This window comes from Microcoleus sp. Pol8_D6, from assembly GCF_036700965.1.
GTDB lineage: Bacteria > Cyanobacteriota > Cyanobacteriia > Cyanobacteriales > Microcoleaceae > Microcoleus.
In genome coordinates this window covers 46,679-59,326 of record NZ_JAUBPW010000014.1, presented here as the reverse complement: position 1 = coordinate 59,326, position 12,648 = coordinate 46,679, and the positions used below count along the sequence as shown (strand labels likewise).

Below are 12,648 nucleotides of genomic sequence, written 5' to 3'. Positions count from 1 at the left end.
CGTAGAACTGGCGTGGTTTCGTGGTTTTTGCCTTTGTAATAAATTTTTATGAAAACCTGAAACGCTTAGATGTTACAGTCTACAAGTCTCGACGCGAGAGAAGAGAACGCCCCACAACAAGCCCCCCACCAACCACCCCCTCAGTTAACTTTCCCTTCACACACGGGAGGTGTCCTATAGGTGCTTTGGTGTTGAATTTTAGATCATTATAGTGCAACCATTTACTACTATTCACACGCCAACCTACCCGCTCGCCAAAAGCTGCCCAAATTTTCCGATCATATTCTCTGCTTCCCCCCAGACTTTCATAGATGCGTTTCTGCACCGAAAAGCCGAAACGTCCGTTACTGTATTTTACCCAAAGTTGGTCAATAGTTCGTAAGTCTTCACAGGGGAATCGATCGATATCTTCACCCCTCAGCCAGCCATCCTTTGTTCTCCCCGCTACTTCCAGCATTTTTATTGCCGTTTCCCCATCCGCCTCTTGCCATTTTCCGCTAGCCAACAGCCGATCGAGTTGACGATAATCAACTCCTTTTGCTGAAATCAATTTTACAGGTTGTGGCGGTGGCTGCGGGCTAGGAATCGTTGGTGAAACACCCCCTCTTTGCCCCCGATTGCCGGGGGATTGGGGAAGCATAGCCAACCATTTTTGAACCGACTGAGGGCGCTTTGTCGCATCCATTTCCATCCCTTTCATAATTGCCTGATGCACCGCATCGCTAATATTAGGATTAATCTGAAACGGCGGCTTTAAAGGATGATTTAAAGCCCTCATAAATGCAGCAGTTGGTGGTGTTATCGTTAGCAGATAGTATAGCGTGGCCGCCAGAGCATAAACATCTGTGTACTCAGCAAATCTGCCAATTTCCCCGTACTGTTCGGGAGGCGCAAAACCATGTGTAAATCCAAAAGTCATTTGCTGAGTGCGATCTGGAATAAAACCCCGCGCCAAACCAAAATCAATCAAAACTGCATCTTGATTGTCACGCACCATAATGTTTTGTGGCTTGATATCCCGATGTAGTAAACCTTTTTCGTGAACTACTATTACGGCTTCTCCTGCTTTACGGATGTAGTTCAAAGCTTCAGTTTCTGACAAAATACCGCGCCTTTCCACCCATTTCCACAAATCTTCTCCTGCCACATACTCCATCGCAATGCAAGGCAAATTACCGTGAGTGAAGTAGTTGTCTATTTGCACAATATTGGGATGCCTGCACAAAGATAGCAGTAGCGCCTCATCCCGGAATTTGTCCCGAAACCAGGCAAAATTTGGATCTCTCAATAAGTCGTCTTTCAGCGTTTTGATGACAACCCGCTGCCTGTTTTGCGCCTTCTGCGCTAGGTAGGTGATGCCAAAGCCGCCCTCACCTAACTTGCGTTCAATAATATACCGATCGCCATTTAACCGCTGCCCCGGTGTCCAAACCATTATCCTCACCGCCAACCAATATTAATTTTTATCTCGGCCTCGCCTGTATTTTAACTGTATTTTTTAGGTTGGGTTTAGTTCCACGGGCCCAACTTCAGTTCGCCTTCCCGGTGATGGTTGGCTTTTAGTTCGATCGCCCTTTTGCGACATAATTCGATCGACAAATTTGCAGCAATCTCATTAAGAATCCTAAATCGCAAAACCTCATTGTCCAAACAGACCCTTTCTATGGCAACCTGAAAAATAGGAAACAGAATTTTATAGAGCTTGGTAACAGAACACTAGCAATCACTTATGCAAACTCTACCAAATCCAACTAAAAGCGCATCTAGCCAACCGATTTTCGACACCACCATCAAACGCCGCAAAACCCGTCCCGTCAAAGTCGGTAGCGTCACCATCGGCGGCGGCAACCCCGTCGTCGTACAGTCGATGATTAACGAAGACACCCTCGACATCGACGGTTCAGTCGCCGGAATTCGGCGCTTGCACGAGATAGGCTGCGAAATCGTCCGCGTCACCGTGCCCAGCATGGCCCACGCCAAAGCTTTAGCCGAAATCAAGCAAAAACTGCACGCCACCTACCAACCAGTGCCCCTAGTGGCTGATGTCCACCACAACGGCATGAAAATTGCCCTGGAAGTGGCCAAACACGTAGACAAAGTGAGAATCAATCCCGGACTTTACGTGTTCGAGAAGCCGAAAGCCGACAGAAGCGAATACACCGACAGCGAATTCGCCGAAATTGGCGAAAAAATCCGCGAAACCCTGGAACCTCTGGTGATTTCCCTGCGCGACCAAGGCAAAGCTTTGCGAATCGGCGTCAATCACGGTTCTCTCGCCGAACGGATGCTGTTTACCTACGGCGACACGCCCGAAGGCATGGTAGAATCCGCCCTGGAATTCATCAAAATTTGCGAATCCCTCGACTTCCGAAATATCGTAATTTCCCTCAAAGCCTCCCGCGCGCCGGTGATGGTTGCTGCTTACCGCTTGATGGTCCACCGGATGGACGAACTCGGCATGGATTACCCGCTGCATTTGGGCGTCACCGAAGCAGGAGACGGCGAATACGGCCGCATCAAATCTACCGCAGGCCTCGCACCTTTGTTAGCTGACGGTATCGGTGACACCATCCGCGTCTCGCTGACAGAGGCCCCGGAAAAGGAGATTCCCGTCTGCTACAGCATTCTGCAAGCCTTGGGACTGCGGAAAACGATGGTTGAGTATGTCGCTTGTCCTTCCTGCGGTCGCACTTTGTTTAATTTAGAAGAAGTGTTACACAAAGTGAGAGAGGCGACGAAACATCTCACGGGTTTGGATATAGCAGTAATGGGCTGTATTGTCAATGGGCCAGGAGAAATGGCTGATGCTGATTACGGCTACGTCGGGAAGCAACCGGGTTATATCTCGCTGTACCGGGGCCGGGAAGAAATTAAGAAGGTGCCGGAAGACCGAGGAGTGGCAGAATTGATAGACTTGATTAAATCGGACGATCGCTGGGTCGAACCAGAGTAGGCTTTGCTGGATTTAGTTTTGAAGTTTGGGGGCGGGCAAGATGCCCACCCCACAAGAGTTATTTGTGGCACAGGCATCTTGCCTGTGGCGCTGGGTCAAACCAGAGTAGGCTTTGCTGGATTTAGTTTTGAAGTTTGGGGGCGGGCAAGATGCCCACCCCACAAGAGTTTTTTGTGGCACAGGCATCTTGCCTGTGGCGAAAGGGAACAAAACTCGGCAAAGTGGAATAATATATGTACGCCAAACGCGAGCCGGTCTTGCCTGTGTTAGATTGAGCGTAATTATTCTGAACTCTTTTCCTCCCGCGCGTCACACAAATGGTTATAACAAAACGAGGGCTTGTTCTAAGTGCAGCAGCGGTGGTACTCACTGCCGTAACTCTTGCAAACACTGGTTGCAGTTCTAAATCTCTGGCTTCTTTTAGGGGAAGCCCTAAAGAGTTGGTTGATGAAGTTTGGCAAATTATTGACAAAAGTTATGTTGATGGCACTTTTAACCAGGTTGACTGGAAAGCGGTGCGGAATGATTATTTGAACCGGACTTATACCAGCGACGACGAAGCTTACAAAGCAATTCGGGAAATGCTGAAGAAGCTTGACGATCCTTATACGCGGTTTATGGACCCTCAAGAGTTCAGAAATATGCAGGTTGAAACTTCTGGGGAACTGACAGGAGTTGGGATTCAGTTGACTCAAGATGAGGAAACCAAAAAGTTGGTGGTGATTTCGCCGATCGAAGATACCCCTGCTTTTACTGCTGGTATTCTGGCAAAAGATATCATTACTAAGATTGACGGCAAGAGCACAGAAGGCATGGATACGAATCAAGCAGTAAGTTTGATTCGCGGCCAGGTGAATACTGAAGTGACCCTGACTATTTTGCGGGGAAGCAAGGAATTAGAATTTAAGCTGAAGCGCGCTAAAATTGAAATTCATCCTGTGCGGAAGTCGGTGCAGAAAACTCCCATCGGAGAAGTCGGCTATATTCGCTTAAATCAGTTCAGTGCGAATGCTGCATCGGAAATGCGATCGGCAATTAAGGATTTGGAACAGAAAAAGGTAACGGGCTATATTTTAGACTTGCGTTCCAATCCCGGCGGGTTGCTGTACGGAAGTATTGAAATTGCTCGGATGTGGCTCAAAGAAGGTACGATCGTCTCCACGGTCGATCGAGTCGGTGAGGCCGATAAACAAACGGCAAATAAGGGAGAGCTCACAGACAAACCGTTAGTTGTACTGGTAGACGGCGGTTCAGCAAGTGCTAGCGAGATTCTATCCGGTGCTTTGCAAGACAACAAGCGCGCGGTTTTAGTGGGAACAAAGACGTTTGGTAAAGGTTTAGTTCAGTCAGTACGCGGCGTGGGAAATGGTGCAGGTTTGGCGGTGACAATTGCCAAGTATTTTACTCCCAACGGCACTGATATCAACCACGCCGGGATTGAACCGGATTTTAAGGTTGAACTGACCGACGCTCAAAAACAGGAATTGAGGCGCGATCGCGATAAAATTGCTACGACGGCAGATCCGCAGTACGCCAAAGCTATGGAAGTTTTGACAAAGCAAGTTACTGGTAAAACAGGGAACAATAAGGCGGAGTCGAAACCGAATGCAGCGCCCCCTAAACCGACTGCGGCGCAAGCAAAACCGAGTGCGGCACCTTCTAAATCTAGGTAGAAAACCTGTGTAGGGTTTCAGTTAAAAAAAGCATTCGGGGCAAGATTTACGGCTAAAAGCCCAGATTTTAAACTCGAATGCTTCGCTATTTTTTGCAAGGCGTCCGGTGCAACCGAAATTGCTCTAATTCATCTGCGTTAATCTGTGTTTATCTGCCCTCATCGGCGGTTAAAAGAAGAGAATGTAAACCGCAGATGACAATGGATTAACGCTGATTCACGCAGATTAAGAGAAGAGAGATATGAATAATTCCGATGCTAACAGATTTGAGATCGCGTTAGCTTTCTCGATGGGGAGGAAAGTAATAGTAATTCGTCATTGCGGCTGGCATTTGCCGGCGCGAATTAATCCGATGCGGCGGGCAATGGCATCTTCGGCAGAATCGTAAGGCCCCCACTTTTCAATAATAGTGGGATTTTGTTCTTCAAGTTCCGCCAACGGCAAAATTTCGCAATTACCCGCAGGACGTTTGACAATATAAAATTTTGGTGTTTCTGTCATAGCTAAATTCGTCAAATAAAAGCTGGATACTAACTAGGCAATTGGCTAATTATATCAAATAGGGAAACGGCACTGCCGTGTCCCAAGCGTGACTTAGCATTAAACTCACATTCCATTAGTGGCTGAAACCCCTGCCGGACTAAGGATTTAACCGCCGGCAACTAATAAGAATTAAAAAAAACTAACACTTTTGGAAGATGCCACAAAATTTATCTATGATAAAAATATAGACATTTGTCTAAACAGTGCATTAAATCCTTTCAGAACTACCCAAATATTCTAATCAATACCAACCAAAACCATGCAATTTTTGCCCAAAACAATTCCCGAAATTCAACCAGAAATCCTACCAGTTAAAGAATCACCGCCTGAACTTGTTACTTTCGATGTCGGCGGTATGAAATGTGCCGGCTGCGCTAAAGCTGTGGAACGCCAACTCATGCAGTATTCAGGCGTAATTTCAGCTTGCGTTAACTTGGCCGTAGAAGTCGCGACGGTTGAGTGTCAACCGGGGACTGTTGATGCAGAAGCTTTAGCGAAAAAGTTGACTGATAATGGATTTCCCTCTCAGTCTCGTTCTGGTGAAAATCAGCGGGAAGCAGAAGCGGCAACTATTGAACGACGGCGACAAGAAATTCGACAGCAAATCAAGCAATTGACGATCGCCCTGATCCTAATTATTCTATCCGGTTTAGGTCACGTACTCGGCACAAAAGCCCCAATTCTCAGCAATATTTGGTTTCACTGGGGACTCGCCACCCTAGCTTTGCTGCTACCGGGCCGCCCGATTATCGTTGACGGGTGCCGCAGTTTGTGGCGAAATGCACCGAACATGAATACTTTGGTAGCTTTAGGCGCTGTCACAGCTTACACCGCTAGCAACGCGGCGCTGCTGTTTCCACGCATGGGATGGGAGTGCTTTTTTGATGAACCGGTGATGCTGCTGGGCTTTATTTTGTTGGGCAAAACTCTCGAACAGCAAGCCAGACACCGCGCTGCATCAGCTTTGCAAGCTTTAATCGCATTGCAACCGGCGAAAGCCCGCTTAGTTGATTTTAAACTTTCAAGTTTAGATTTGCGATCGGAAGAATTGCCTTTAAACTCGACATCAGAGGTCTACGATCCACAATACATTGAAATTCCCGCCGATCGCGTCCGAGTCGGAGAATGGCTGCAAGTTTTGCCAGGGGAAAAAATTCCGGTAGACGGTGAAATTAGCGAAGGCAAAACAACGATAGATGAGTCGATGCTGACTGGCGAATCGATGCCGGTTTTGAAGCAACCAGGAGATACAGTTGCCGCCGGAACTATCAATAAATCCGGGGCAGTTGTGATGCGGGCAACTCGCACCGGTAAGGAAACAACTGTAGCTCAAATGGTGGCTTTGGTACAGGCAGCCCAAACTCGCAAAGCGCCGATTCAAAATTTAGCTGATACTGTGGCGGGATATTTTGTATATGGGGTGATGGCGATATCGGTTTTAACTTTCCTATTTTGGTATTTTGCCGGGACTCATATTTGGCCTTCTGTGCTTTTAGGACACGGGGCAATGGATATGGGACACGGGGCAATGAATATGGGAAATGAATTGCCTATTATTCATTATCAATCGCCTTTGCTCTTAAGTTTGAAATTGGCGATCGCAGTTTTAGTCATTGCTTGTCCTTGCGCTTTGGGACTGGCTACCCCAACTGCAATTTTAGTCGGTTCTGGCATCGGGGCGGAGCGCGGGCTTTTAATTCGCGGTGGTGATGTTTTAGAACGGGTGCATCAATTAGATACGGTGGTTTTTGACAAGACTGGCACTCTGACAACCGGAAATCTCACACTCACAGATTATTTGCCGGTTTTCCAGAATTCGGAGTGGGATTTGAACTCAGATATTAATGTTGGAAACAGGCAAGATGCCTGTTCCACAATTGATGGGGTTTCTGGTAACAGGCAAGATGCCTGTTCCACAATTGATGGGGTTTCTGGTAACAGGCAAGATGCCTGTTCCACAATTGACTCAAAACTACTGCAAATTGCGGCGGCGGTGGAAAGGGGCGCTTGTCATCCCATCGCTGCAGCGATTTTGCAGGAAGCTCAACAGCAAGGTTTGCCGCTGCTAGCTGCTGAGGATTTCTGCACGGAACCGGGCTTGGGGGTTTCGGCTTTGGTGGAGGGCCGGCGGGTGTTCGCCGGAAATGCTGAGTGGATGAAAGAGCAGGGGGTCGCTGTGGCGACGGAATTGTCGGAGTCTTTGCAAGGCAAAACGGCGGTTTACGTGGCTTCTGGGGGCGTTTTGCTGGGGGTAATCGGGCTAAAAGATACTCTGAGGCCGGATGCTAAGGCTGCGGTGGAACGTTTGCGGGGCATGGGATTGCGGGTGATGATGCTGACGGGGGATACGGCGTCTGCGGCGGCGGTGACGGCGCAGGAGCTAGGTTTGGCGGCGGCTGATGTTTTGGCCGAGGTGCGGCCGGAGGGGAAGGCGAGGGCGATCGCAAGTTTGCAAGCCCAAGGCTGTAAAGTGGCTGTGGTGGGCGATGGCATCAATGACGCGCCGGCTTTGGCTCAAGCTGATGTCGGTATTGGTTTGCACTGCGGTACGGATGTCGCAGTTGAGACTGCTCAAATTGTGTTGATGCGAAATGCTTTGATGGATGTTGTTGAGTCGATCGAACTGGGGCGCGCTACTTTTAATAAGATTCGCCAAAATTTATTTTGGGCTTTTGGTTACAATACTCTGGGAATTCCGGTTGCAGCGGGTCTTTTGCTGCCTGCAACCGGCATTCTACTCAGTCCTGCGGCGGCGGGAGCATTTATGGCGTTTAGTTCTGTTAGCGTTGTGACAAATTCTTTGTTTTTGCGTCGGGGATTTCGAGCTTAAATTTAGGGATGACAGATATAATGTCGGAGGTCATCGGTCATTAGTTAGAAATTAATGACTGATGACCTCATACCAAGAGGGAAGCAAACCCCTCACACCAGGAGTCGAGAGCCAAGAAGTTTCCACGTTAGTTAGAACCCCCTGATTCATCTGTAGAGTCAAGCGAAAATCTCACACCTCAAATTGACTGACTGATGGCTAGAGTGCCATACTTTCCAAAAGTCGCCAGTTATTGTTGTTCATAATTGAACGACTCACTAGCTCGAACATTTGACGGCAGTGGTTGTTGGTTTGTAGGGGCAGTTCCTCGTTTTTAATCACGAAGTTCATGCGAACCTCTGAGTCGCTAGCCGTGTTTTTCTCAATTAGGACTTCTGCGGTGACAAGTTTGGCAATCGAAACTTGACCGGGAAGTTCGCGAGCCATGACGGAATCTCCTGTATTGTAGATAATATCAAGATTGCATGACTCTAAAATTTCAATCAGGGATTGACGGAGACGGTCGATCGGAACGGCAACGATAAAAAAACCAGTATAGCGAGCCATAGACAACTCCAGCCGTGAGGCATTTAGACTTTATTATCATACCGAACCTAGAACAGATGAACAGAACAATATGGATTTATTTTATTCAGGTGGAAATTTAGGGCAATGAAGGGCAAACTTATCGTGTTTGAGGGGGTTGAAGGTGCGGGTAAAACTACGCAAATGCAGCGCTTGATACAGTTCCTGCAAGCAAGTTGCTGTCTGAGAGTCCGGTTGGTGGCTACTCGCGAACCGGGGGGTACTGAGTTGGGAAGGGGACTGCGACATTTGCTGCTGAAACAAGATGGGGGCGAATCTGTATCTGATCGAGCAGAATTACTCATGTATGCTGCCGATCGCGCTCAACACGTCGAAACTTTTCTCAAACCCGAGTTATCCAAGGGAACGATTGTTTTATGCGATCGCTTTACTGACTCTACGATTGCTTATCAGGGCTACGGCCGCGGTCTTAACTTAAATTTAATTAAGCAGTTGAATGACATTGCCACCGGCGGCTTGGAAAGCGATCTGACTTTGTGGCTGGATATTAATGTGGAAGCGGGTTTAGCGAGGGTAAGGGCCCGGGGAGGGTGCGATCGGATCGAGCAAGCTGATTTGAAGTTTCACCGCCTTGTGCAGCAAGGTTTTGCGGAGTTAGCCGAGGCAAATAAATCTCCAATTGTCCGGATAAATGCCGATCGGCCTGAATATGAAGTCGCTCAGGAAATTCAAACTATTGTAACTCGCAGATTAGAAGCTTGGGGATATTTAAATAATATCAATTCTGAAAAGTAAGCTTACATAGATAGCCAGAAACCGGGTTTTTTACGAAATATTTGCTAAAAATCCTCAAGTTCGAGGAAAAACCCGGTTTCTTCGTTGTAAGTAACTCACCATAGGGTAGCATGGCAAAATTCTTGAATAGGTAGTCATTACATCCAGCGCCCCTGACGCACCCTACAATAACTTCCTTCTGTCAACTGAATACTCTCAACTGTCAACCCTTCGACTGCGCTCTTCTGGCAAGCTGTCAACTGTCAACTGTCAACTGTCAACTGTCACATGAATTATTTCACACCATTAATCGGACAAGAGCGACCAGTAGAATTGCTAATACAAGCAGTCGAGCGAAACCGAATTGCTCCTGGTTATTTATTTGTCGGCTCTAACGGCATCGGCAAAAGTTTAGCTGCTCAGTGTTTCATCGAGCTTTTATTGTCAGCCAATCTTCCCGAAACCAAACTTATAGCCTCGGTACAAAATCGCGTGCAGCAGCGAAATCATCCAGACTTACTTTGGGTAGAACCAACTTACATGAACCAAGGCAAACGGCTTACACAAAAGGAAGCAGAGGAAGCCGGTTTAAAGCGGAAAGCACCACCACAAATTCGTTTAGAACAAGTGCGAGAAATCGGTGATTTCCTCAGCCGGCCGCCGCTAGAAGCTGCGCGTTCTGTCGTAGTTTTGGAACAAGCAGAAACAATGGGCGAGGGAGCCGCTAACGGCTTGTTAAAGACATTGGAAGAACCGGGAAAAGCAGCGCTAATCTTAATTGCTCCGACAGTGGAAGCTTTGCTGCCAACTTTGATTTCCCGTTGTCAAAAAATCCAATTTTCTCGGCTGAATCCCCAAGCAATGGCACAAGTTTTGCAGCAAGCGGGATTCGCGGAGATTTTAGATCATCCCGAGGTACTGGGGATGGCTCAGGGTAGTCCTGGGGAGGCAATTGCTATTTGGCAGCAACTGCAATCAATACCCGATGATTTGCTGCAAAAAGCGAAGCAGTTGCCTCAAAATCTGCGGTCTGCTTTGGAATTAGCCAAGGAAATTGATAAAACTTTAGATACTGAATCTCAGTTGTGGCTAATCGATTATTTACAACACTGTTACTGGCAGCAATTTTTGGCAGGGGGAATTAGTCGATCGCCCTTAGAACCCTTGGAGAAAGCACGACAATATTTGCTAAACTACGTACAGCCGCGATTAGTTTGGGAATGCACACTGATAGGAATATGTCAAGCATAATTTATTGCCAAGTTTGAACCCAATACGATGAGTAACACGATGGAAAAAGCCACATTTGCCGCCGGTTGTTTTTGGGGAGTTGAACACAAGTTTCGCGCTGTTGCGGGTGTCATCTCAACGGCTGCGGGCTATACAGGAGGTCACTGGCCCAATCCTTGCTACCTCGATGTTTGCGCCAGAGTGACTGGTCACGCTGAATCTGTGCTGATAGAGTACGATCGATCGCAGGTGAGTTACGAAGCACTGCTAGATGTATTCTGGAACTGTCACGATCCTACCCAAATCAATCGCCAAGGCCCCGACAGAGGCGAACAGTACAGGTCTGTGATTTTTTATCACAATTCCGAACAAGAAAAAGCAGCTCGCCTCTCCAAACAAAAATTGCAAAGTTCCGGTAAATACGACAAAGATATTGCCACAGAAATCAAACCTGCTAGTGAATTTTATATGGCAGAGGATTACCAGCAGCAATATATTGAGAAGAAGCGGCTTTCGTCAGAAGTTATTAGTTAACAAGTAGGCAGACGCGACAAAAAAATAAAATATCTTAGGGGCGGGTAAGGCAATAATATATACTAGCCACAGTTTATTATTAATGCAAAACCCGGCTTCCCCCACGCCATGTTTATTTCCACCTACTCAATAATAAATCATTAGTAATGAGATAGTGTTTGGTAGGATCAATCCTCCTGTGGTAAGCCGATGCGATGGGGATCGGCACCAATCTCAGCTTTGACAATTGCTAAAAGAATATAGATGCGGGGCGGGGAATGCCAGTCTGAAGAGAATTAAGCGCGTTTTAAACAGCTTGTTACGGAAGTCATAATTTTATAATAAAAATGCTGTATTAGTAGGGCGGGTAATACCGAAACAATTTTGCAAGAAAGCCTAACTAAAAATTTGGCATTTCTGTTTGAATTCTCTTGAGGAAATTCCACTTTTTGCGTCCCGGACTGTAGTCATTAGTCAGAGGATATAAGGAAAAGGGAAGAATATCTAGTTTTGCAGTCTTGCCTGTTTATTTGCTAAGCTAGAGGTGGCGCTCTGTAACCAATAAACCTTAGATTTATGCACAGGTTATTAACTGGAAAACTGCGAGTAGAGTATTTAACAATACCCATCGCCAATCTTCCAGCAAATCTATCCGGTACTAAAATTGTACAGCTTACAGACTTTCACTATGACTGGGTGCGACTGTCGGAATGGTTGCTAGAAGAGGCGATTGCAGCAGCCAATGAAGCCGAACCAGACCTGATTTTTTTAACTGGTGACTTTATTAGCTATGACCCCGCACCTATTTACGGCTTAGTGCAGCGATTGAAAAACTTGCAAAGTCGGGTGGGAATTTACGCGGTTTTGGGCAATCATGACCACTATTGGCCGGAGGCAAAAAGAGAGGTTACTAAGGCTTTAAATAGCGTCGGAATTCGGGTTTTGTACAACGAAGCAATCTATCCTTTGGGCTCTGAATTGGCTTTAGTTGGGTTAGCAGATTTTTGGTCGGGCGATTTTGCGCCTAAACCTGTAATGACATCGATAAATCCCGCGATTCCTCGGATTGTTTTGTCTCACAATCCTGATACTGCTGAAAATCTGCAAAATTGGCGGATTGATTTGCAGTTTTCTGGGCACACTCACGGTGGTCAAATTGTTATTCCTGGTATCGGCCCTTTGTACGCTTGGGTCAGAAAAATTGGCTATTTTATTCCTAAACGAATCCGAAAGTTCATTCCTTTTGTGTCGGCTTGGGATCGAGTAGTTACTCACTGGGAATGGGCTAGCGGTTTGCATCGGGTTGGGAGTAATTTGCTGTACGTGAATCGCGGTTTGGGGACTTATGCGCCGGGAAGGCTATTTTGTCCGCCGGAGGTGACAGTAATTACTTTGGTTTGTCAAGATACGTAAAGGCTGGTGTAGGGTGCATACTTTCCCGATAATAAACAGGAAGAAGGAAGTTCGGCAACAGATTGTGTAACTGATGTAACGGAGGTAATTGATGTCAGGAAGAGGGAAGTTCGGCAACGGATTCTGTAACGGATGTAACAGAGGTAATTGATGTCAGGAAGAGGGAAGAGGGAAGAGGAATTTTTGTACAATTT

Annotated in this window: 10 protein-coding genes; 7 read left to right on the top strand and 3 right to left on the bottom strand. The window is 46.9% G+C overall.

What is annotated here, in order from left to right; genetic code table 11:
• Positions 1-79: 79 nt before the first annotated feature.
• Positions 80-1,435, bottom strand: coding sequence for a serine/threonine-protein kinase (locus tag QUA10_RS08475; RefSeq protein WP_333081519.1), 1,356 nt, complete (start codon positions 1,433-1,435; stop codon positions 80-82).
• Between the two features lie 294 nt (positions 1,436-1,729).
• Here QUA10_RS08475 and ispG point away from each other — a divergent pair, with 294 nt between their 5' ends.
• Together ispG and ctpC are read left to right on the top strand one after the other, a co-directional pair.
• Positions 1,730-2,953, top strand: coding sequence for a (E)-4-hydroxy-3-methylbut-2-enyl-diphosphate synthase (gene ispG / locus QUA10_RS08470; protein WP_333081521.1), 1,224 nt, complete (start codon positions 1,730-1,732; stop codon positions 2,951-2,953).
• Positions 2,954-3,270: 317 nt separating this feature from the next.
• Positions 3,271-4,626 (top strand): carboxyl-terminal processing protease CtpC, encoded by a 1,356-nt coding sequence (gene ctpC, locus QUA10_RS08465; RefSeq protein ID WP_333081522.1) that lies wholly within the window; start codon positions 3,271-3,273, stop codon positions 4,624-4,626.
• A gap of 315 nt (positions 4,627-4,941) precedes the next feature.
• Here the strand turns inward: ctpC and QUA10_RS08460 are convergent, their stop codons facing one another.
• Entirely contained in the window at positions 4,942-5,127 is a 186-nt protein-coding gene (locus QUA10_RS08460) for a DDE transposase family protein (RefSeq protein WP_333081523.1), read from the bottom strand.
• A gap of 301 nt (positions 5,128-5,428) precedes the next feature.
• Here QUA10_RS08460 and QUA10_RS08455 point away from each other — a divergent pair, with 301 nt between their 5' ends.
• Positions 5,429-7,999 carry a heavy metal translocating P-type ATPase gene (locus QUA10_RS08455; protein ID WP_333081524.1) on the top strand — a complete coding sequence of 857 codons (2,571 nt, stop codon included), beginning with the start codon at positions 5,429-5,431 and terminating at the stop codon, positions 7,997-7,999.
• Positions 8,000-8,197: 198 nt separating this feature from the next.
• Here the strand turns inward: QUA10_RS08455 and QUA10_RS08450 are convergent, their stop codons facing one another.
• The gene (locus QUA10_RS08450; RefSeq protein WP_190659999.1) at positions 8,198-8,545 is read right to left on the bottom strand and encodes a hypothetical protein; all 348 of its coding nucleotides are present in this window, start codon (positions 8,543-8,545) and stop codon (positions 8,198-8,200) included.
• Positions 8,546-8,650: 105 nt separating this feature from the next.
• Here QUA10_RS08450 and tmk point away from each other — a divergent pair, with 105 nt between their 5' ends.
• The 4 genes from tmk to QUA10_RS08430 all read left to right on the top strand — a co-directional run bounded on the left by tmk (position 8,651) and on the right by QUA10_RS08430 (position 12,454).
• The gene (gene tmk, locus QUA10_RS08445) at positions 8,651-9,319 is read left to right on the top strand and encodes a dTMP kinase (RefSeq protein ID WP_333081525.1); all 669 of its coding nucleotides are present in this window, start codon (positions 8,651-8,653) and stop codon (positions 9,317-9,319) included.
• Between the two features lie 267 nt (positions 9,320-9,586).
• The gene (locus QUA10_RS08440) at positions 9,587-10,549 is read left to right on the top strand and encodes a DNA polymerase III subunit delta' (RefSeq protein ID WP_333081526.1); all 963 of its coding nucleotides are present in this window, start codon (positions 9,587-9,589) and stop codon (positions 10,547-10,549) included.
• Positions 10,550-10,576: 27 nt separating this feature from the next.
• Positions 10,577-11,062: a peptide-methionine (S)-S-oxide reductase MsrA gene (msrA, locus tag QUA10_RS08435; protein WP_445304823.1), complete on the top strand. Its 486-nt coding sequence runs from the start codon at positions 10,577-10,579 to the stop codon at positions 11,060-11,062.
• A 555-nt stretch (positions 11,063-11,617) separates the two neighbouring features.
• Entirely contained in the window at positions 11,618-12,454 is an 837-nt protein-coding gene (locus QUA10_RS08430) for a metallophosphoesterase (protein WP_333081528.1), read from the top strand.
• Positions 12,455-12,648: the final 194 nt, after the last annotated feature.